Source organism: Neisseria yangbaofengii, assembly GCF_014898075.1.
Classification (GTDB): domain Bacteria; phylum Pseudomonadota; class Gammaproteobacteria; order Burkholderiales; family Neisseriaceae; genus Neisseria; species Neisseria yangbaofengii.
This window is the reverse complement of sequence record NZ_CP062976.1, coordinates 484,288-505,738: the sequence shown is the minus strand read 5'-3', so window position 1 is coordinate 505,738 and position 21,451 is coordinate 484,288. Positions and strand designations below refer to the sequence as shown.

Sequence of the window (21,451 nt, the reverse complement as noted above, 5' to 3'; positions counted from 1 at the left end):
TTTCCTTGGAAATTTAAAAAACATTTAGCGGCCAAAACGGGAAGGCGAATACGCCGACAAATCCCATTCCGGTATTTTTCCTGCAATCATTTCGGCAATTAGGCGTCCTGTCAGCGGCCCCAAGGTCAGACCCAAATGGCCGTGCCCGAATGCCAAAAACGCATTGTCTGCCCCCGAAGCCCTGCCGATTACCGGCAGCGAATCAGGAATGGAAGGTCTGAAACCCAACCACTGCCCGACCACTTCGCCCAAAGAGTGGCGGTGGCTGCGGCGTATATCGGCAATTTGAGCAGTTAATTTTCTGAAATCCGCCCTGCGTTGCAAGCCGGCAAATTCCACGCTGCTGGTTACCCTCAATTTACCGCCGCCGGGCGACATCACGACCGACTGTTCCGCCCAAAAAACCGGTGCATCCGCCAATCGGGTATCATCTGCCGCAAACTCAATATGGTAGCCGCGTTCGGTATCCAGCGGCACATAGGTTCCGACATCGCTGCTGAGTTTTTTCGACCAGGCACCGGCGGCAATCACAAACACATCGGCACGATACTGCTCGGTTTGGCTGCATGCCGCCTGAACCGTACCGTTTTTCACTTGTAACGCATCAATTTCGGTCAGCAGCAGCCGTCCGCCGTTTTGCAGGAAATGTTCACCCAAATGCCGCACATAACCACCCGGATTAATAATCTGCCGACAATCACTGTTGTTGACTGCATGTTTGAATATCGGCGCAAGATTCGGCTGCTGTGCCTGCAATGCAGCAGCATTCAGATAATCGCAGCGGACACCATATTTTTCCATCATACGAAAATCACTTTTCGCTGCTTGAAACGAATGCTCATGCTCGAATGCTTTAATCCACCCGGTTTGGCGTATCCTGTCCCGGCAATCCGCCCATTGTGCCAACTCATCGTGTGCAGTAGCAGAATGTTGCAGCAGCAAGCTCAAATGTTCGGCCGCACGGGCAACTTGCTGCGGTTTGGCGGCTTTTAAAAAACGATAAAACCAAGCCGTCATTTTCGGTGCATACAACCAACGCAGAGTCAGCGGGCTGTTTTTATCCAATAAAAGTTTGGGCAGTTGGCGGATGAGTTCGGGCGTTGCCAGCGGCAGACATTCACTGACTGCCAACACACCCGCATTGCCATACGATGCGCCGCCGGCCAAACCTCCGGGATCGGCCAGCGTTACCCGGTAACCCTGTTTTTGCAGATAGAGTCCGCAACTGATGCCGACGATTCCTGCGCCGATAATCAATGCCTGTCTGTCGGACATGATTGACCTCTTTTCCTTTATAGACTATAGACTTTGCACGCTGATTATACTTTAATTTTTTCGTATAGGAAAATTTTATTCGTAAAATACCGTTTTATAGAAACGGCTTCTGGTTTACAATTCCACCCAAACCATTACCGGCTTCTACCAAAATATATGAAATCCCATTCAAATATACAAGCAGCAGAAAATGACAGCTTCTTGGCCGAACAACTGCACCGCCTGCGCAAAGAACGCCAACTGACCCTGCAACAACTTAGTCAGAAAAGCGGCATTTCTGTTTCGACCTTATCTAAAATAGAAAAAGGCCAACTCTCACCAACCTACGAAAAAATCGCTGCACTCGCACGAGGACTTGATATTCATGTAGCCGATTTATTTTATGAGGAAAATCATACGATTCCCAACGGCAGGCTGACGGTTACCCGTGCCGGCAGCGGCCGTATCCACAGCACCGCCCAATACGATTACCGTATGCTGTGCGCCGAACTGACCAATAAGCAGTTTGTGCCGCTGCTGACCACGGTTAAGGCACACAATGTAAAAGAATTTCCCTCACTGCTGCAACACGACGGAGAGGAATTTATTTATGTTATCAGCGGCTCGCTGACCATTCATACCGATTTCTACCAACCGATTGAACTCGGCAGCGGCGACTGCTGCTATTTCGACAGCTCAATGGGGCACGCCTGCATCGCCGGTGAAGAAGATACACAAATCTTATGGGTATGTTCGCACACCACCATCACACCGAAATAATTTCCGGTAAAACCAAGGCCGTCTGAAAAACGTATTTTCAGACGGCCTTGGTTTATCTTTAATGGCTTAAATTTTCTCGTTTTGGAAAAATACCGGTTTCAGACGGCCTGTTTTCTCCGCAACCAACCCGATAATACCGCCGACTAAGGCAATCAAAATCCAGCCCATACCTTCGGAATAGAACGGCAGCGTATTACCCAGCCATTGGTGAACTGCCGGCGGCAGCACGCCTGCCTCCTGCAAACCATCTACCACACCCATCAGCGCTGCTCCCGCAACGGCACCGAGATACACTGATTTCCGACCAAACCAACGGTTGCCCAAAACCAACACAATCAGGGTAATCGAAATCGGATACAGAATATAGAGCAACGGCGAGGAAAGCTGCAAAATTTTTGTCAGCCCGAAATTGGTAACGGCAAAACTGATGGCACCGAATACCACCACCCACTGTTTGTACGACAATGCAGTAAACAGGCGGCTGAAATATTCACTCACGGCACTCAAACAACCGATTGCCGTTGTCAGGCCGGTCAGAAAAATCACGACTGCCAACACTACCACGCCCAAATCACCCAAAAGCAGGCCGACTATACCGGTCAGTGCCTGTCCGCCGTTGGCAGAAACGCCAAGCTGCCCGACACTGGTCGCACCCAGCCACGCCAGCGATACCTGCACAAATGCCAACGCCAGCATGGAAAAAATGCCGCATTTGATAAAAATACCCGACAGTTTTTCAGCAGCAATGCCGGTTCGGGCGGTAGCGTCCAAAAAGATTTTGCCAAACACAAATGCCGCCAATACATCCATCGTAAAATAGCCTTGTGTGAAACCCTTACCAAACGCCTGATTGATATAGACACCGGTCGGCTCTGCGATTTCGCCCAAAGGTCTGAAAAAGGAAACCGCCACAATAATCAGCAACAATCCGACAAATACCGGCGTGATGATTTCGCCCACACGGCGCACCAATTTACCGATATCGGCAGTCAGATATACCGTCAACACAAAAAACAGCAGCGAAAAAACCAACAACGGCAGATTAAATGCCCCTTCTTCCGCCTGCCCGACAAACGGTGTAACCGCCACTTCATATACCACGGCTCCGGTGCGCGGCAAAACATAAACCGGCCCCAGCACCAGAAACAGGGCAACTGAAAATACAACCGCAAACACCGGATGAATCCGGCCTGCCAGTTTTTCAACCGCCCCACCCGAAAGCGCCAACGTGATAATCGCCAGCAATACCAAACCCACACCGGTAATCAGAAAACCCGACATCGCCAACCAAGTATGGCTGCCCGCACTTTGCCCGACAACGGGCGCAAAAATAATATTGCCCGCCCCCAAAAACATGGCGAATAAGAAAAACGACAACGTTATAAACTGTCTGAACGTTAAAACTCGCATAACTGCCCCTCCATCATTCCTAAATCTTTTTTTCTAAACGGAAAACAATATTGTCCGCTACAAATTATCCTATACGATAAATTATTTTCGTACAAGAAATTTTTATAAATGATGTAAAGAATTCGTGCGAAAATCATTCAGTATGCCTATCACTTCTTACCGAAAAATATAAGCAAAAACAATACAGGCAGCTCTATAAAACACAGCAATAGTCTGTATTTTCTATTTTCGTTCACTATACTTTTTCTCTGACAGACATATTAAATGGTTGACACTATTCTTTTTACAAGATAAATTTTTTCGTATAAGAAATTTTCAGAGCAAGGCCGTCTGAAAAGTGCATTTTCAGACGGCCCTGAATTAAGATGTTTGAACGATATCGGCAACGGTTACTTTCCATACAAAACAACCGGTTTGGGCTATACAGTTCGGCACAAAACCGATAATTGTCCGAATCATTTCTGACCGGTTATCAAACCCTTCTTTTCAAACTAAAACACAATAACGCCGCATTGGGAAAGAAAGTATTTCCTCTATACAAAAAATGATTCACAGGAGAAAAATCATGCCTACACAAAAAGTATCCAACCGCGTATTGCTCGCCAGCCTGATCGGCAGTTCCATCGAATGGTTTGACTATTTCCTCTACGGCACTGTTGCTGCTTTGGTATTCAACCAACTGTTTTTCCCGGCCGAAGACCCAACCGTCGGAACCATGCTGGCATTTGCTTCATTTGCCCTATCTTTCTTCATACGTCCTTTTGGCGGAATCCTGTTCAGTCATATAGGTGACAAAATCGGCCGCAAACAAACTCTAGTACTGACCTTGTCTTTAATGGGCGGAGCAACCGTACTGATGGGACTGTTACCGACTTATCAGGCCATCGGTATTGCTGCACCGGTTCTGATGGTTACATTGAGACTAATACAGGGTTTGGGCATCGGCGGTGAATGGGGTGGCGCTATGTTGTTGGCGGTAGAATATGCCTCAAATGAAAAACGGGGCTATTTCGGCAGCGTACCGCAAATGGGCGTAACAGTCGGTATGCTATTGGCAACTTTGGCACTTACCGCAATGACTGCCTTACCCGACGATCAGTTTTTATCGTGGGGCTGGCGCGTACCCTTTGTTTTGAGCGCAGTATTGGTTTTTCTCGGCCTATGGATACGTAAAGGTATTGATGAAACTCCTGCATTTAAGAAAAATAAAGCCGAAGGGAAAGTGGTTGCTGTACCTTTATTTGAAACCCTGCGCCACCATAAACGGGAAGTTCTGATTGCAGTTGGTGCCAAATTTGTCGAAACCGCACCGTTTTACATCATGTCGACCTTTATCGTGTTCTATGCCACCAGCGAACTTGGTTTTTCACGGACACAGGTACTCAATGCCGTAACCATCGCTACCATTATCACTACTTTTCTGATTCCGGTAATGGGCGCACTGTCCGATAAAATCGGCCGTAAAACCGTATACACCGGCGGCGTATTATTGATGATGGTCTACGCCTTTCCCTATTTCTGGCTGCTACAAAGCAAAACCTTTATCGGCTTAATCTGCGCCACAGTGTTGGGGCTGGGTGTGATTTGGGCACCGACAACCGCCGTATTGGGAACGATGTTTTCTGAAATTTTCAAAAGCAACGTCCGTTATACCGGCATTACCTTAGGCTATCAAATCGGCGCTGCTTTAGCCGGTGGTACTGCACCGTTGGTAGCAACCTTCCTGCTCAAAACATTTAACGGATCATATGTACCGATTGCCTGCTACATCATCATTACCGGCATCATTTCCCTGATTGCCGTCCGTGCGGCGGACGACTATGCCAACCAACCGTTGGAGGAATAGCAACCCCGATTAATAATGCTGCCGGTCATATCAATAGCTGGCAGCATTTATGCTATTACTATAGTGGGTTCACTATAGTGAATCCACTTTAAAAGTATGACAACGTAAACGGCCTGTTCCCAATTTTAGCGAAACCTTCGGTTTTCAGACGGCATCAATGTGAGTTAAAGAACCCGTGCGTGCTTTGGCACGCACCCTACCGTTGGCGGCAAGGGATTAGCTGCCGTAGGGTGGGCAACTTGTTGCCCACCAAAACCATATTTCAACTATCATTGATTTACCGGTTTGTACAGAAAATTTGGTTGATTCACTATATATGAACTTAAATGCTAAAAATATTTCTCGACCACCACCATGCCTTATCCAACAAACTCAAATTCTTACATCAAAGAAACAGTCTGATTCTGAAAACACTCAACCAACGCATCGGCATTTCCACTTCGACTTTATCCAAAATCAAAAAACAGCCAACTTTCCCCGACTTACGAAAAAATTACCGCACCAAAAAAAGGGATTAAATTGCTCAATGCCAATTTGAAAAACAAATGTTTCACACTATTATCACACCTGAAAGCACGGGAACGCAGCGATTTTCCTAAACTGTACCTCCATGATGGGGAAAGGATTTTCTTATGTATTGTGCGGCAAGGTAACTCCGATTACTGATTACTGAATTTTATATCCCACTCAGACTTGATATAAGCGATGCCTGTTATCTCGACAATACAATGAGGCACTCTTACCTGTCGAAGTTGGAGAAAACGCTATGAGCAAACCGGTTCATTTGAACATCAAGTCAAAGGTGGCAATGCAACCAAAGTCAATAAAAACCTGCTCATAGAATATGTTAAAGAACACCCTGGTGCATACCAGCATGAAATTGCAGCTCATTTTGGGTGTACGCCGGCTAATATTTGTTATTTGTTCAAAGTATTGGGTATGACGCGTAAAAAAAGACCACGAGCTACAAAGAACAAAAACCAGAACAGGTAGCCGCTTATCAACAAGCATTAAATCAATATGCTGATTATCAAGTTGTTTTCCTTGATGAAACAGGATTTGATACTTTTTACTACCGTCCTTATGCCTATTCACCAAAAGGGCTTCCAGTTAAAGCGCAAATCAGTGGTAAACGATACCGGCGCACATCACCGGTTGCAGCTCAAATCAAAGACCAAAGTAATCTAATTACACCCATGATTTATTCAGGCACGATGGATAGCCGTTTATTTGAAGCATGGTTTGAAGGCGTATTGCTGCCTGAATTAACTGAACAATCTGTTATCGTGATGGATAATGCCCGCTTTCATCGGATGTCTGTTTTAGCAGAGATTTCAGAAAAAGAGGGGCATAAAATCTTAGCTCTTGCACCTTATTCGCCAGAGCTTAATCCGATTGAAAAAGCATGGGCGAACATTAAAAAGCATCTACTTAAAAAGCATCTACGAAAAGTGCTGCCTGAAATAGGCAATTTTATGGCCGCATTAATGAGTAGTTTTTATTTTAATTAACTATAATACTTTTATTCGGAGAATGTTTCAACACACAGCCGCCCGAAGGCGGCTGAAATTGTGGCTTATCGTGTCGGAATTCAATGTCTGGTTTCAACACACAGCCGCCCAAAGGCGGCTGAGCTTATCCATTCGGGTTCCATGGGCATTTTATCCGTGTTTCAACACACAGCCGCCCGAAGGCGGCTGACGGCGGTCTTTTTCTGTTTATCCATCCGAACGGTGGTTTCAACACACAGCCGCCCGAAGGCGGCTGACAGATGGCTGCAACAATAGGCAATATCAGAAAAGTGTTTCAACACACAGCCGCCCGAAGGCGGCTGACTGCATGGCCGCGTAAATACGGCCTTCGGCATCTTGTTTCAACACACAGCCGCCCGAAGGCGGCTGACTCTTCTTGAAAGCAATGGAGGACAAAAGCCCATAGTTTCAACACACAGCCGCCCGAAGGCGGCTGATTTGACAGTGCAAACAACAGAGAACGTACCCTGCGTTTCAACACACAGCCGCCCGAAGGCGGCTGAACAAGGCTGTATTTTCAGACAGCCTCCCGCAAAGGTTTCAACACACAGCCGCCCGAAGGCGGCTGAATTACTGACTAAACTCTATGGCGTTGAGTTCGAGTTTCAACACACAGCCGCCCGAAGGCGGCTGATTTTGGGTGGGCTAGCGTCAAGGGGTACCGTAAAGTTTCAACACACAGCCGCCCGAAGGCGGCTGAGTCCGTAATCTTTTAACTTATTTCGGGCAGTTGTAGTTTCAACACACAGCCGACACCCTACGAAATTATCACACACTTGCTGTTTCAACACACAGCCGCCCGAAGGCGGCTGAAAGCGGCAAGAAGTATGCCAGTTATCGATTGATGGAGTTTCAACACACAGCCGCCCGAAGGCGGCTGAGAGGATTCAAATCTGAATGACGAGGATTCAAATCTGTTTCAACACACAGCCGCCCGAAGGCGGCTGAATTTTTGGCATTCATCAGGCATTCTGGTTGACCTGGTTTCAACACACAGCCGCCCGAAGGCGGCTGATCGTTTGCGATTTGCAAATCAGTAAACGCTATGTCCGTTTCAACACACAGCCGCCCGAAGGCGGCTGATTGTCAGAGTCAACACAGGCTACAGGATACTCCATTGTTTCAACACACAGCCGCCCGAAGGCGGCTGACGTTGCTGTCAATCAGGCGCGGATGTTGGGTAAGCAGTTTCAACACACAGCCGCCCGAAGGCGGCTGAGACAGCTTATGCGGACTGCTAGGCTATGATTATGCGGTTTCAACACACAGCCGCCCGAAGGCGGCTGATGAACTGGCCGCCTTGTATCCGTTCGCAACCAACCTGTTTCAACACACAGCCGCCCGAAGGCGGCTGAGGTCGCCGAACACCCGCAGGGCAGTCTGACAAGTGTTTCAACACACAGCCGCCCGAAGGCGGCTGATGCGGTGTACCCACTCGTCTCGGTCAACACTACAGTTTCAACACACAGCCGCCCGAAGGCGGCTGAAGACCACTTTTGCGCAGATACTGTTGATGGGTTGTTTCAACACACAGCCGCCCGAAGGCGGCTGACAGCATGCTGTTGGGTAAGCATATATTCTAAGGCAGTGTTTCAACACACAGCCGCCCGAAGGCGGCTGAATCCGGAAGATTACGACAGCAAATACGGCAACTGGTTTCAACACACAGCCGCCCGAAGGCGGCTGAGTGTACCGACACGGGTCAGCACCACATCGCCGAGTTTCAACACACAGCCGCCCGAAGGCGGCTGATACCGAACAGTGCAGTGCTGGATAAGTCCATAGAGTTTCAACACACAGCCGCCCGAAGGCGGCTGAGCAGGAGGATAGTATCTACACTTTCGAGAACCGTATGTTTCAACACACAGCCGCCCGAAGGCGGCTGAATTGCTTATCTCCGCTTTTTCGCTCGGCGTTCTCGGTTTCAACACACAGCCGCCCGAAGGCGGCTGATGCAGTCTATGCACCGACCCGAGCATGTGTATACATCGTTTCAACACACAGCCGCCCGAAGGCGGCTGAAACGGGCGGTTACGCCCGGGGAACCCGTAGCCGTCGTTTCAACACACAGCCGCCCGAAGGCGGCTGAGCCCACGTAACGCGGGTTTTTCCTAATTGTTAAAGTTTCAACACACAGCCGCCCGAAGGCGGCTGACACGCAAGGCGGTGTATATCCGCACCGAGACGGCGTTTCAACACACAGCCGCCCGAAGGCGGCTGAGGGCAGGTTCGGAATAATTTTGTCGTTTACTTCGGGTTTCAACACACAGCCGCCCGAAGGCGGCTGAAGAAGACTTGCAGGCAGTGTTGCTCAGTCAGTTCCGTTTCAACACACAGCCGCCCGAAGGCGGCTGACACTGTTTTATTTATACTTCCGTTAATATATTAATGTTTCAACACACAGCCGCCCGAAGGCGGCTGATTATCCCCTGCCGTGTGTGGTGGTTGGTAACAAACGTTTCAACACACAGCCGCCCGAAGGCGGCTGATTCGATTTATGTTCCTGATAGACAGGCAGTTCCGTGTTTCAACACACAGCCGCCCGAAGGCGGCTGATTCGATTTATGTTCCTGATAGACAGGCAGTTCCGTGTTTCAACACACAGCCGCCCGAAGGCGGCTGAAACAAGGCTTTCAGACGGGCTTCCTGCACCAGCAGTTTCAACACACAGCCGCCCGAAGGCGGCTGACTACCCAAAAGCAGGTTGTCAAATCTTTGAATAGGTTTCAACACACAGCCGCCCGAAGGCGGCTGACTGCACAACGGCAGATATTGCATGGATAGACGAAGTTTCAACACACAGCCGCCCGAAGGCGGCTGAGCGTATCTGTAAGCTCTATCGCCAACGGTTTTAGTTTCAACACACAGCCGCCCGAAGGCGGCTGATATAAGCATAGCTGGTCTCTGCTACCGTGGCCGTGTTTCAACACACAGCCGCCCGAAGGCGGCTGATCATTGGCGGCTTTGGCCTTCAAATACTGGGCAAGTTTCAACACACAGCCGCCCGAAGGCGGCTGAGAGCGGGCACAAGGCAGCGACAACGACATTCGTGAGTTTCAACACACAGCCGCCCGAAGGCGGCTGACACCTACCCCCAAAAATGGGACACACAAAGTAACAGTTTCAACACACAGCCGCCCGAAGGCGGCTGAACCACGAACCTGACCTTGTCATGCGGCTGCGGAAGTTTCAACACACAGCCGCCCGAAGGCGGCTGAAGCCTCCTCGGAAACCCTTACCACTCAATGCTTCTACAGCCCTAAATCGCCAAAGTCGCCGAAAGAGGTGCAAAGTGAGTATAGCACAGCCTTCTCCCGCCATACACGCTTTGCTAAGTTCCTGATTGTTAAAGAGCCTTCCTGTTTCGCCAACCTGCCCGCATTTTTATGAGCACCGCAGGTTAGCGATTCACACAATCAGCGTATCTTGGAACACGTCCACCGCCGCTTTTGCGCCATGGTGTTCTACCTTGCGCCGCCATTTGCTGCCCAAATGGTAAAAGCGTAGGCTGTCGGTTTCGGGGTTATAGGTTTTCAACAATTTTTCTTTTAAAACAACCCATTGGTCGGGTGCAATATCGCACTCAAACACCGAATATTGCACGCGCACGCCGTAGTCCAAGCAATGTTTGGCGATACGGCGCAGGCGCGCTTGGCCTTGCGGGTCGTCCAAAGCAATATCGTAAGTAATCAGCATCAGCACAGTATTTCCCCTTGTTTATTTTCAGACAGGCATTAAGGCCGTCTGAATGCCTGTCTGAAAAAATCAACGCATCAAAAACGGCGGATATTCCGCCAAATCGCCGCGCAGGTGCCGCGCCAGCAGCATGGCCTGAATATGCGGCAGCAGGCCGACGGCCACCTCTTCCTGCAAAAAAGGATGCACAATCTTTTCCTGCTTTTTCGCCTGCAACGTTTGAAACAGCAACTTACGCGCCTCTGGCTTGAGATTCATCGCCCCGCCCGCCTCGGCAACAAAATCCTGCGGCTTAACCTGCCCGCGGTTAATCAGCGACAGCACCAGCCTGTCCGCCCACCACGCGCGGAATTCCTCCAGAATATCCTGTGCCAAACTGTCGCGCCCCGGGCGGTCGGCGTGCAGAAAACCCACCTGCGGGTCCAAACCCACGCCTTGCAGCGCACCGCTGATATCCTTGCCCAAAATACTGTACACAAACGACAGCAGCGCATTCACCCCGTCGCGCGGCGGGCGGCGGTTCCGACCATCAAAAGCAAAACCGCTGTTTTCGCGCAGCAAATGGCGGAACACGCCGAAATAACGCGCCGCCGCATCACCCTCAATCCCGCGGATTAGCTCCAGACTTTCCGCCCGCTTCAACTGCTGCAAACTGAAATTCAGCGCCGACACCGCCGCCTGCACCTCCTCCTGTTCGCCGTGATTGCGCAACCGCCGCTGCAACACCCGCTTGCCCGACTGAATCTTCGCCGCAATAATATGCCGTGCAATCGGCACCGGATTGTGCTCCGACAGCCGATATTGCGCCCGCCGCAGCAACACATTGCCGCTCTGCCGCCCCTGTAACCGCCCCAAAAAACGCCCGTTTTCGGTAAAAAACGCCAGATTCACATTGTTTTCGCCACAAAACCCCATCAAAAACGGCGACACCAGCACATTGCCGAAACAGAAAATATGCCCGATAGAATGCACCGGCAACTGCGCCAGCTTTTTGCGCTCCAGCTCCACCACCAACGTTTCCCGCTCCTTATGCAGATAACTGCCCTGCGTGGTAATATACAGCGTGTTTTGCAGCTTGCGCATGGTTGAAAAACTCCCTTGATTTTGACCGTACTTTTTGACTACCTGAAAGTCATGTTATCTACATCTAATAATTCGTAAAGTAATCTTCATCGTTGTTAAAAGGAGAAATTTCTCCTATATCAACCACGCCTAAGAAATCAATAACTTCTATCTCATCAATATTCATATTTTGCAATCCATCTAAGAAGTTTCCATGCAAATGAACTAAAACATCCGTCTTATATGATGTTTCTATCGTTTTTGTTGTCATACCCAATGATACATATTCCTTATCAATTGAATCCCAGACTGAAAAATTAAAAGTTGCTTCAATATTACACAAAACTTCACATGCAACACTGATGATAATTTCATAACAGTTAATATCAACAATATATATTTTAAATTCCTCCCCATCATTTTCCTTAAGAATATTGACATCTATCAAATTTACTTGTTCATCATCAATATAGTAGTTATATGCTGATACAGCCTCAATTTCAAAAATATTCACATCATCTTCAATAACAGAATATATTCTTTTAAAAATCTCACTATTTTGATTTTCTAACAAATCCGATTGTATTTCACGAACAATAGAGTCCAAGGCTTGACTTTGCCTGTTCAATACATCCATTGCTTTTGCTAAGTCATCAATAACGTCAATATTGTCTTTACCTTCTGAAAAATCTTTCCAGTCATTGTCAGCACTAACAGCTAATAAATTCTTATCATTACATTCTGCCCAATACTGTAATGATAATAAGGCAATAGCATCTGGAAATTCATTCTTTTTATTACCTGATTCTTTAAAAGGTGCATGATGTAGAAAATACATATTTATCAAAGATTTTATCTCACAATATTCCTCACTTTTAATAATTTCAATCCCACTTTTTTTTATGAAGTCTTCCAATATTAAATTGGATATAGCCCCAGCCTCATAATCCATCTTAATTAACGACTTAATTCTCTTTATATCATCTATACAACAATTCAGATAATCAGAAGCATCATTTAAATCCGAGTCAATTTTATTTTTTGTCTCTTTCTCCTTTTTATTTAGATGAGACTTAAGTTCTAAATACACAATATCACTTAAAACTAAATTTATTGGGTTATCTTTAAATTGATGCAATTGAGCTAACAATCCTTTATTTAACTTCAATCCATTTCTTTCAAAAATTGAAGTATCAATTGTTAATGCAGAATAGTGTTTATCAGCGTTAACCATATATGTTTCCTGCTCAAACTTAATAAGTTATACAATGAGTAATACTCACTCCCCAAACAACCCCTCCACATACCCCACCGACCTATCCTTCTCCAACAACTTCGGCTGGCAGATTTCCGCCAACGAGCAGGCTTTGCAGCGTTTGCCGTACACCGGCGGTGGAGTTTGCCCGCTTACCAATAGTTCGCGCACTTGGGCGATAACCGTCAGCGTTTGCGTTCTAAGGCCGTCTGAAAACGCTACCGGCACGCGGTGGCGGGTTTGCATATACCACAGCGCGCCCTCGGTGATGGTTTGTCCGGCCATCTCTTCCAAACACAGCGCCTGTGCGCAAAGCTGGATTTCGTCGAACGGCTCGGGTTTGGGCTTGCCGCGTTTGTATTCCACCGGTTTCAGACGGCCTGTCTGAATATCGTGTTCCACCATATCGACAATACCGCTGATGCCCAGCCGCTGCGCCGACACATGCACGCTGCGCTCGAAACGCACGCCCTTGCGTGTTTCCGGCTCGCCCGAATCCACCCGCTCGTGCAGCGAACGCCCCTGCGCGGTCAGATAGTTCTCCGCCCACGCCTGCTCGTTGTGAATCAACGCGCATTGGCGCGGGCAGAAAAGCGTAGTGTTGCAGGGCGGAAAGGGAAACGGTGGGCAAATCCCGTCCCCCCGCGCCTGCAAGCGGTGGGTTTGTTGCAAAATTTTGCACATCGGGCATTACAGCAATTCTTCCACGCTCACACCGTTGAGGCCGTCTGAATCGACACGGATTTGATAATCGGCAAAACCCGATGCAGGCGTGCCGCTTTCGCCGCTCACGCGCTCGACTTTAACGGCGTCGAACAATTTGTGCGCTGGCAGGCTGCCGAGGGCGGTGTCGTGTTTGAATACGATGAGTTTGCGCGCCGCCATTTCGCCGCGGGCGGCGGAGCGGTCGTGCTCAAACATCAGTTGCAGAGCTTCCCATAATTTCGCTAAATCGTTGTCGGAGAAGCCAGTTTTAGCAGCTAGATTAGCTGAAATAAAACCATGTACTCTATAAAGCGCATAAGGAACAATGTATTTGCGCCCCATGGTGCGCTCTTTTTCGAGGTCTTTTTCATTGGTTACAGCCATTCGGGTAATGGAGATTTCCAACGGTACGATGGGGTCGATGGATTGGGCGAACGCCAGTTGCACGGGGCCGCGCACTTGGCCGCTGTTGACTTCGGTGGTCATCACGGCGCCGAAGGTGCGGATATCGAAGAAGTTTTTGCACATCCAAGCGGTGATGTCGCGGGCTTTGGCTTCGTCTTTGGGCAGTTTTTTGGCTTCGGATTCGATACCCAAGGCTTCATAGGCGCGTTTGTTTTGCAGGTTCAGCACGCCTTTGTCTTTCACGTAGATTTCGTAGCCCGGCTGATTTTCACTGGCGAGTTCGACAAAATTGCGGATTTTGCGCTTCAGGCACACGTCGGTAACCAAGCCTTTGCTGGATTCGGGATCAAGGCGCGGCATATTGCCGGCGTCGGGGTCACCGTTGGGATTGCCGTTGGTTACGTCGAAAAAGTAAACGAATTCATAGCGGTTTTGGATGGACATGTTTATTCTCCTTGGGATTCTTCAATTTCTTCTGCATCGCTCTCATTATTTAATGCAGAACCAATATCTTCTGGGGCTTCTTTCTGTTTAGTATATTTTTGATGGTAATAGCCCACTACAAAACGCCCCTGCTCTTCTAACGACAAATGGCGCGGAAACGGCATGCCCGAAAAAAACTCCTGCAAAATTTCTCCTACTTCCCTCTCCAACCAGTTTGCCGTTGATTTTGGGTTTTTAACCCATTCGGCGCCCCTTCCTTTACGCAACACTGCGATATGGTTGTTATAGTTTTCAAGTAAACGCGGGAAAACATATTGTGGCGAAGTAGAAGCACTGCCGTAAAATTTATCCCGCACCGTTGCATTCAAATTTCCTAGTGCAGAAGCCTGTGCCACTTCTAAAACGGCAAACAAACGCCCCAAACGATACGGAATATCCGTTTCATCTTTGTTCAACCCAACGGGTAATTTGATATTGTCTTTTTGGCTATTCACTTCCATAGAAATCTCCTGAGTGTGAAGATTGTTACGATTTAATACTGCCTTAATAACGGCAACCCGAAGTCCGGTAATATGGCCGTCTGAACGTATCCGTCCAATCATTCGCGACAGCATGGTTTTAGGGTATGGCCTACCCGTTAAAATCGACCGCATATATTCGCCTGCCAATTGCGGCGGAATATCTTTGCTGTCGGACTTTTTCAGACGGCCGTCTGCACCTTTCCGCTTGGGCGTGGTTTCCAACAATATCCGCCACACAGAAGGGTCTTTGCCGCGCCATGCGGGCGGTTCGATTTTCAAATCCTGCCGATACCTTGCCATATTGACAGCCAATTGCCCAAAAGTGGTATCCAGCCAAAATCGGATGGAAATCCGCGCCGCATTCGGTGCCAAGCCTAAGATATAAAAGCGGGTATCGGGCGACAGATCGGGCGCGATTTCCTGCAAGGGGCGGCCTTTGGCGATTTGCTCCAAAATACCGAATACTTTTTGGCTTTGCTGCTCGTCATCGGGCGGGGTCATGATGTCGGCAAAGAAATCTTCGGCAGCGGCGGCGGTTTCGCTGTCGGCGGCTTCCGCCCAAAACACCGTGCTGGCATCGCCGATGGTGAGGCAATGGCCGTTTTCGCGGCGCAGCAGATAGTTCAGCGCGGTGGTATAGGCGAAAGCCGACACTTCCGATACCGGCGCATTCGCCCCTTGCTCTTTGCCAAACGAAGCAAAGGATTCTTTATTGAACGAAATAATCGATCCGCCCGAACTCTGTCCGCCGAACACGCCTTTAATCGCCGGATGCAGTCGCGCAATCGGCGCTTCTTCGCCGCTGATTAAACACAAGCCCTGCTCGGCCTCGTCGCTTTTCAGACGGCCTGCCCACAATGTTTGCGCCGCTTCGCGCTTGTGAATCAGGGCAGAAGGCTTATCCAAAGCAAACACCACATTGGCATCCGGCGTTTCAGACAGGCACGGATAATCGGCAAACTGCGCAGGCTGCCAGTGTTGCAAAAAGCGGTAGAGCGCCTGCAAGCCTTCGTCTTGTTCGTGTTGCAACAACTCCAAATGATATTGCCGGAACGCCTCGAAGTTTTTTTCAGACGGCACCACAGGTTCTGTTTTCGCCTGCGCCTTGTCTTTATTGGCTTCCACGCCCAAGGCATAAGCGGTTTTGTCCCACAGAAAATTCGGCTTAACGCCCGACGTGCGCTTTTCAGGGCGCGGCACGCTCATCAGTTTCGGCTGCGGCTTTTTATCCGCCGTTAAATTCGGCACCGCATCTTGCAGACGGCCTTCTTTATCCAACACCAAAATCCAGCCGATTTTTTCCTCGCTAAAGCCGTAAGGCGGCACTTTCGGGTTGCCGAAATCATCGTTTTGCGTTGCCAAGCGGCGGTAATAACACGCCAGTGAAGCCAAAATCATGCTTTCACCTCCTCAGCGTAAAACGGCGGCACTTCGATTACCCCGTTTTTCATTTCGGCACGGAAAAATTTCGGCAGATTGCCATGGTCGAAATCAATATCGTGCAACATCCAGCCTAAATCACGGTTGGCTTCGCTTTCAAACAGGCATGATTCAGGGAAAACGCCGTTATCGTCCACCCAGGCAAAATGCGCCGGAAACTCGCGCACGCCCATGCACGGCTGCTGGAAACACTGCCCCTTTAGCGCCCGCCGCTTAAACATTTCGATATGCTTGGTAATCGTATCGTCCCTGCCCGCTTTAGCCGTCAGCACCGCATGGGCTTCAATCACATAACCCACATCTTTCAGCACCGTCGCCGCGCGCTGTTGGCGGTCGTCGTCAATCAGCGTGTACAAACCCTCCACGCTCTTGCGCCGCATCGCCCCGCTGACCTTGCTCTCCGAAATCTTGCCGCCCAATTCATTACGCCGAACCGATTCAAAACGGATCGGCTTCAATACATAAATGCGGTCAATCACCCAGCGGATAGCCGGCTTCCAATGCACCGCCGCCAACACCCCGCGTGCCGCCGACGGCGTGATGACATCGTAAGACACCCGCTCCACCTTCATTTCCGGACGGGTAAAACAGGCGTAATCGCCCCAAATGTGTAGGCGTACCCGATTCATTTTTTGTTCTCCTATGATTTTGTTAACCCACACCTCCCCGAAGGGAGGCGAACCTGCTCATTAATTTAACTTCTTTAGTTTCAATCCACGCACGGTTAAGTGCGAAAAGGTTTTCAGACGACTAAAAAATAACGGAAAAACTGACCGCACTTTTCAAGCTATTTCAGTCTTCTTGATCTTCAGGGTAGCTCTCTGGAGTTGCAGACACCCATCCATCTCTAGCAGGGGCCGCTCTAGAACAACGTAGAGTTGCCCCTTCAGTTGTAAGCACTGATGCTCCACGATGTATTAGGGCTCTTACAACAGCTTTCCGAGGATGATTTTTATCCTCTTTAGCCGAACTAATTACCGCAGTAAAATTCTTTGTCCCTTTTTCCCATAAAGGCAATTTAGAACCACAAATTTCATCAAGTAATTCGGAAGAGATATTTCTTCGAGAACCATGGTGAGGAACTTGAAAATAATCAATACCGGGAAGAGAAACATATAAATTATCAACTAAATAATTTTTAGCTTCTTCTAATGCTTCACGTCCAGCATCTCCTGTTAGCATAATCTTCTGATTATTTAATTCAGCATATTGAACAATACTCATGTTATTTTCCGCACTAGTCGGTTCGCTTGAGAGATTTTCATCTCCCCATGCTGCACGGACAAAATTCTTAACAGATTCAAGTACTGCTGACAACCTAGCCAAACTTTCTTGCGCAGATTTAACTTCGGGAGTTTTCTTGGATTGCTCAATTAAATCAAGGTATCTGTCCTTTGTTGGAGCGAGAACAGTAAACTCCCCAATTTTCGCACCTTGAAAAGGCGTTTTAATAGGAATCCCCCTACGATTAGCAATTTCTTCTAATGCTGCTATATTTGGATAACATTCTTTCAGTTTATCAGCTAATCGTTCTTCACTGCGTAATCTGGCAAATCGTTCAATTAATTCATCAGTATAATCCCAAGGCTTAAGCATCCACAATTCATCAACTTCGCAATTCTCTAGAACCTTTCGTAAACCGCCAGCATGATCTCCATCAGGGTGTGTTACAACTACTCGATTAATTTTATTGGTTCCGTAGTATTTCTTAATGTGCTGAATGACCTTATCTCCTGTACCTTCCCCATCTTCAGGACCTTTAAATCCACCATCTACAACATGTATAGACTGCACTCCATTCTTACAATAACGAATAGTAATAGCATCCCCACTTTTTGCAGCTTCAACATCTAAAAAATCTATTTCAAAAAAATCATTCATTTGGCGCTCCTTTTTTATTGGAAACTCTTGAAGGAGAAATCCCCCAAACTGTTTCACCAATGCTTTCTATTTTCTTTATAAAGTTATCAACATTCAGTCCGCTTAAAAAAGCCAAAGACCAAATGCTTAATTGGTTGATTTCAGATTGTCCTGAAGAGTTGAATAGTACTAATCCCGCTTTTATAAAAAGATAACTAATCCCTCCAACAACTATACTTAGTAGTGGCCGTAACAAATACCAAACAATCCAATTTTCATCCCATTCTTTTTTAGCGCAAGCTTGCAAATAAATCGCTCTTAAACAATAAACATTTCCTCCTATACCTCCAATTAAAATACAACCCAATAATGTTTCAAAATTATTAAAAAAATCCAGTTGATTACCAAATTTCAAATAGAAAAGACAGCCTGAAAGCACAAGTAACCATATCACCAAGTAGATTGTTACACTTATCAAGTACTTTTTGGGCGTCCATTGAAATGGATTGACGTCGCTACTCATCGTATAGATATTCCTCATAAAAACTGTTATGACTCATATACTACTCCGATCTTTATAAAAAATAAACTTATAAAGAAGTTAAATTATAAAATCAATCTCTCCGCCTTTAAAAACCCTTCATCCTCCCAACTCAACCCCGCCACTTCATCATACAAATCCAACCCAATCAGGCTGTAAAACTGCTTGCCGAAAGTGTGTTCGTTGATGGCTTCGATGCGTCCGGCTTTCAGCAAGGCATTTAACGCGCTTTCGGGGATTTGCACGGTGTAGGGCTGGAGTTTGCGCAACAGGCTGCCGATTTGGTCGGCGTGGCGTAGGCTGTCGATCAGACGTTCTGCTTCATCGTCGAACGGGATGATGAGCGGCTGCATATGGGTTTCGATCATGCGGAACTTTGCCGCGATGGTTTGAAAGGGAAAGTTGAGGCTGCTGCCTGCGTTGTGGTGCATGGCGAGGATTTGGCGCCAGTCCAGCTCGGCACCTTTGAGCTGGTAGACCTCGCTAAAGTAATCAGTAATAGCCTCCACAGACAGTAAATCGCTAGCATGCTGCCGCACTACAGAGCGCATCACGCCGGAGAGCAGTCCGAGTTCAGCGGGGGCTTTCCATTGCGCTTCGGGCTGGAATATCCAGACAAAGCTCTCTTCAGGCAGCCTTTTGCCTTCACGGTTGCAGCGTCCGGCGGCTTGGGCGACGGAATCCAGCCCTGCTTCGGCGCGCATCACCAGCGGGAAATCGACATCTACGCCTGCTTCGATTAAAGAAGTGGCAATCACGCGGCAGGATTCGCCGTTTTTCAGACGGCCTCGGATGGTTTCCAGCATTTGGCTGCGGTGTTTGGCGCACATCAGGGTGGTAAGGTGGAACACGCCGTCAAACTGTTTGGCGCTGTCATACAGGCTGCGGGCGTGGCGGCGGTTGTTGACGATGATGAGTATTTGCCGGTGTTGCCCGAGCTTTTCCAATAGGTCGGCATCGGTTTGCTGGCCGATATGTTGTACGGTGGTTCGGCGCAGTTGTTCGAAAAGTGCGGTCGGATTCGGGGCAATTTCGCGTACGTTTTCAAAGCCGCGGTAAAAACCGTGTTCGGCCTGCACGGCGGGCTGGGTGGCGGTGCACATCACCACGCTGCAACGGTAGTTTCGCGCCAGCTCTTTGATGGCCTGCATCACGGGCAGCAGCAGGTTGAGCGGCAGCATTTGCGCTTCATCGAGAATAATCACGCTGCCGGCGATATTGTGCAGCTTGCGGCAGCGCGAGGAGCGGTCGGCAAACAGCGATTCGAAAAACTGCACGGCGGTGGTTACCACCACGGGCATATCCCAGTTTTCGGAGGCTTGGCGCAGCTTGTCTTTGCTGTGCCGGTCTTTGAGCTTGCTGTCGTCGAAGGTGCTGTGGTGTTCCAATACGGCGGCTTCACCCAAATCGCCGAAGGCTTTGCGGAATTCGGCGGCGTTTTGCTCGATGATGCTGGTAAAGGGAATGACGTAAATCACGCGGCGCATACCGTGGCGTCTGGCGTGTTCCAAGGCAAACGCCATCGAGGTGAAGGTTTTACCGCCGCCGGTGGGCACAGTAAGGGTAAACAGACCAGGCTGCTCACCCGCTTGGGCGACGGCATGGTCGAGAATGTGGCTGCGCAGACGGTTAAGCGCGGCGCGGCGTTGTTCGGCTTGGGTCGCCGGAGCCTGCTCGGCAGGCCGTCTGAAAGATTCAATAAAGGCGTTGAAGCGCTGTTGTAAGGCGTTTAAATCGGGATGGCCGCCGCGTTGTATGGCTTTGTTTTCAGCAGAAGCATAAAAGGCTTCGGTATCGAGAAAATCGGCATCTACCAGGCAGGAATACAGCATGCGGGTAAAGAAGGCATAGGAAAACGATTTGTGATGGGCATCGGCCTTCAAGGGTGGTGCGGGCAGCTTTTCCGGCAGAGCGATTTCCTGTTGCCAAACGGGATCAAGATCGGGAATGTCTTTGCCGAAAGCCAAGGCAAGGCGTTGCGCCAAGGTGCGGCGGTTATCACCCTCGCCATCGCCGTTGGCTAAACCGGCATGGTGGCCGGCAATACAGAAAGCCATCAGCTTGCCTGCTGCGCCCCAGCGATCGGCCGCAATTTTGGCTCCCGCCGTAGCGTGATCAACAGAAGGGCCACCGTGCAACCGTTTATCGAACGCTTCCGTATATTTGCCCAAATCGTGCAGCTGCCCGGTATATCGGGCGATTTCCCCCGCACCAAAAAAACCGGCAAACCCCGCCGCCATCTCGCCGACTTGGGAAAGATGGCCGCTTAAGGTTTGCCATTGAGATTCGGGAAGATTTTCAGCCGAATGGGCGTGATAGATCGTTTTGCCATTACAGATTTGCACCATTTTAAACTCCACATTTAATAAAAAATTAACCGAAAAGTATTGAAATTCAATGGCACACGCTTCACTCAAACAGCCTCGCTTTCAGGACTCAAACAGTCAATCAGCCCTGCACCATGGCGAAGCAACGCATAGGAAATGTGTTTCAACTGATCGCGCGGTCATATCAAATTCACGCAGATGCGCGGTTGCCTGCTCCCTTTCTTCCTCTTGAATATTAAAATCTTCAACATGCCAAATGATTGTAACTGTTTATTAAGTAATTCTCATCACAAATATAACAAATCAATAAAATTTAAAATATGGACAAAAGGCCGTCTGAAAATCTCTTTTCAGACGGCCTTTTTCACTTATC

The 21,451-nt window shown here is 48.6% G+C and carries 14 protein-coding genes, 3 pseudogenes and 2 CRISPR repeat arrays; of the genes and pseudogenes, 5 read left to right on the top strand and 12 right to left on the bottom strand.

The window, feature by feature from the left end:
• Positions 1–24 precede the first annotated feature (24 nt).
• Positions 25–1,275 carry an NAD(P)/FAD-dependent oxidoreductase gene (locus H4O27_RS02545; protein ID WP_165008527.1) on the bottom strand — a complete coding sequence of 417 codons (1,251 nt, stop codon included), beginning with the start codon at positions 1,273–1,275 and terminating at the stop codon, positions 25–27.
• Between the two features lie 156 nt (positions 1,276–1,431).
• Here H4O27_RS02545 and H4O27_RS02540 point away from each other — a divergent pair, with 156 nt between their 5' ends.
• On the top strand, positions 1,432–2,034 hold the full coding sequence (locus tag H4O27_RS02540) for a helix-turn-helix domain-containing protein (RefSeq protein WP_165008529.1): 603 nt from the start codon (positions 1,432–1,434) through the stop codon (positions 2,032–2,034).
• A 66-nt stretch (positions 2,035–2,100) separates the two neighbouring features.
• Here the strand turns inward: H4O27_RS02540 and brnQ are convergent, their stop codons facing one another.
• Positions 2,101–3,444, bottom strand: a complete 1,344-nt coding sequence (gene brnQ / locus H4O27_RS02535) for a branched-chain amino acid transport system II carrier protein (protein ID WP_165008531.1) — start codon at positions 3,442–3,444, stop codon at positions 2,101–2,103.
• A gap of 565 nt (positions 3,445–4,009) precedes the next feature.
• Between brnQ and H4O27_RS02530 the strand changes: the two genes are divergently transcribed.
• From H4O27_RS02530 to H4O27_RS13535, 4 genes and pseudogenes are all read left to right on the top strand, one after another.
• Complete coding sequence (locus H4O27_RS02530) at positions 4,010–5,290, top strand: MFS transporter (RefSeq protein WP_165008533.1); 1,281 nt, start codon at positions 4,010–4,012, stop codon at positions 5,288–5,290.
• Positions 5,291–5,616: 326 nt separating this feature from the next.
• Complete coding sequence (locus tag H4O27_RS02525) at positions 5,617–5,808, top strand: hypothetical protein (protein ID WP_165008534.1); 192 nt, start codon at positions 5,617–5,619, stop codon at positions 5,806–5,808.
• Positions 5,809–6,052: 244 nt separating this feature from the next.
• Positions 6,053–6,283, top strand: a pseudogene (locus tag H4O27_RS13540) (IS630 transposase-related protein); the annotation flags it as partial.
• 50 nt (positions 6,284–6,333) lie between these two features.
• Positions 6,334–6,801 (top strand): annotated as a pseudogene (locus H4O27_RS13535) (transposase); the annotation flags it as partial.
• A gap of 24 nt (positions 6,802–6,825) precedes the next feature.
• Positions 6,826–7,522: a CRISPR direct-repeat array (repeat unit 32 nt; unit sequence GTTTCAACACACAGCCGCCCGAAGGCGGCTGA).
• Positions 7,523–7,602: 80 nt separating this feature from the next.
• Positions 7,603–10,040: direct repeats of the CRISPR family, unit length 32 nt; unit sequence GTTTCAACACACAGCCGCCCGAAGGCGGCTGA.
• A gap of 190 nt (positions 10,041–10,230) precedes the next feature.
• Here H4O27_RS13535 and cas2 read toward each other — a convergent pair.
• The 10 genes and pseudogenes from cas2 to cas3 form a co-directional block, all read right to left on the bottom strand.
• Positions 10,231–10,524 (bottom strand): CRISPR-associated endonuclease Cas2, encoded by a 294-nt coding sequence (gene cas2, locus H4O27_RS02510; RefSeq protein WP_123804956.1) that lies wholly within the window; start codon positions 10,522–10,524, stop codon positions 10,231–10,233.
• A 63-nt stretch (positions 10,525–10,587) separates the two neighbouring features.
• Entirely contained in the window at positions 10,588–11,601 is a 1,014-nt protein-coding gene (gene cas1c / locus H4O27_RS02505; RefSeq protein WP_165009771.1) for a type I-C CRISPR-associated endonuclease Cas1c, read from the bottom strand.
• A 64-nt stretch (positions 11,602–11,665) separates the two neighbouring features.
• Positions 11,666–12,814, bottom strand: coding sequence for a PIN domain-containing protein (locus H4O27_RS02500; protein ID WP_165009773.1), 1,149 nt, complete (start codon positions 12,812–12,814; stop codon positions 11,666–11,668).
• A gap of 45 nt (positions 12,815–12,859) precedes the next feature.
• Positions 12,860–13,466: pseudogene (cas4, locus tag H4O27_RS02495) on the bottom strand (CRISPR-associated protein Cas4).
• A 59-nt stretch (positions 13,467–13,525) separates the two neighbouring features.
• Positions 13,526–14,389, bottom strand: a complete 864-nt coding sequence (gene cas7c / locus H4O27_RS02490) for a type I-C CRISPR-associated protein Cas7/Csd2 (protein ID WP_165009775.1) — start codon at positions 14,387–14,389, stop codon at positions 13,526–13,528.
• A gap of 2 nt (positions 14,390–14,391) precedes the next feature.
• Complete coding sequence (gene cas8c / locus H4O27_RS02485; RefSeq protein ID WP_165009776.1) at positions 14,392–16,308, bottom strand: type I-C CRISPR-associated protein Cas8c/Csd1; 1,917 nt, start codon at positions 16,306–16,308, stop codon at positions 14,392–14,394.
• Positions 16,305–16,979 carry a type I-C CRISPR-associated protein Cas5c gene (gene cas5c / locus H4O27_RS02480; protein ID WP_165009778.1) on the bottom strand — a complete coding sequence of 225 codons (675 nt, stop codon included), beginning with the start codon at positions 16,977–16,979 and terminating at the stop codon, positions 16,305–16,307. Before cas5c ends, cas8c begins: the two co-directional genes overlap by 4 nt.
• Before the next feature lie 163 nt (positions 16,980–17,142).
• Positions 17,143–18,231 (bottom strand): ComEC/Rec2 family competence protein, encoded by a 1,089-nt coding sequence (locus tag H4O27_RS02475; RefSeq protein WP_165009780.1) that lies wholly within the window; start codon positions 18,229–18,231, stop codon positions 17,143–17,145.
• Entirely contained in the window at positions 18,224–18,733 is a 510-nt protein-coding gene (locus H4O27_RS02470) for a hypothetical protein (RefSeq protein WP_165009782.1), read from the bottom strand. The genes H4O27_RS02475 and H4O27_RS02470 overlap by 8 nt, the downstream gene beginning before the upstream one ends.
• 83 nt (positions 18,734–18,816) lie before the next feature.
• Entirely contained in the window at positions 18,817–21,099 is a 2,283-nt protein-coding gene (cas3, locus tag H4O27_RS02465; protein WP_165009784.1) for a CRISPR-associated helicase Cas3', read from the bottom strand.
• Positions 21,100–21,451: the final 352 nt, after the last annotated feature.

Excerpts from the sequence above, each read along its gene's own strand:
- H4O27_RS02545 (WP_165008527.1), bottom strand. The coding sequence starts at position 1,275 with ATGTCCGACAGACAGGCATTGATTATCGGCGCAGGAATCGTCGGCATC.
- H4O27_RS02540 (WP_165008529.1), top strand. The coding sequence starts at position 1,432 with ATGAAATCCCATTCAAATATACAAGCAGCAGAAAATGACAGCTTCTTG.
- brnQ (WP_165008531.1), bottom strand. The coding sequence starts at position 3,444 with ATGCGAGTTTTAACGTTCAGACAGTTTATAACGTTGTCGTTTTTCTTA.
- H4O27_RS02530 (WP_165008533.1), top strand. The coding sequence starts at position 4,010 with ATGCCTACACAAAAAGTATCCAACCGCGTATTGCTCGCCAGCCTGATC.
- H4O27_RS02525 (WP_165008534.1), top strand. The coding sequence starts at position 5,617 with ATGCTAAAAATATTTCTCGACCACCACCATGCCTTATCCAACAAACTC.
- cas1c (WP_165009771.1), bottom strand. The coding sequence starts at position 11,601 with ATGCGCAAGCTGCAAAACACGCTGTATATTACCACGCAGGGCAGTTAT.
- H4O27_RS02500 (WP_165009773.1), bottom strand. The coding sequence starts at position 12,814 with ATGGTTAACGCTGATAAACACTATTCTGCATTAACAATTGATACTTCA.
- cas7c (WP_165009775.1), bottom strand. The coding sequence starts at position 14,389 with ATGTCCATCCAAAACCGCTATGAATTCGTTTACTTTTTCGACGTAACC.
- cas8c (WP_165009776.1), bottom strand. The coding sequence starts at position 16,308 with ATGATTTTGGCTTCACTGGCGTGTTATTACCGCCGCTTGGCAACGCAA.
- cas5c (WP_165009778.1), bottom strand. The coding sequence starts at position 16,979 with ATGAATCGGGTACGCCTACACATTTGGGGCGATTACGCCTGTTTTACC.
- H4O27_RS02475 (WP_165009780.1), bottom strand. The coding sequence starts at position 18,231 with ATGAATGATTTTTTTGAAATAGATTTTTTAGATGTTGAAGCTGCAAAA.
- H4O27_RS02470 (WP_165009782.1), bottom strand. The coding sequence starts at position 18,733 with ATGAGTAGCGACGTCAATCCATTTCAATGGACGCCCAAAAAGTACTTG.
- cas3 (WP_165009784.1), bottom strand. The coding sequence starts at position 21,099 with ATGGTGCAAATCTGTAATGGCAAAACGATCTATCACGCCCATTCGGCT.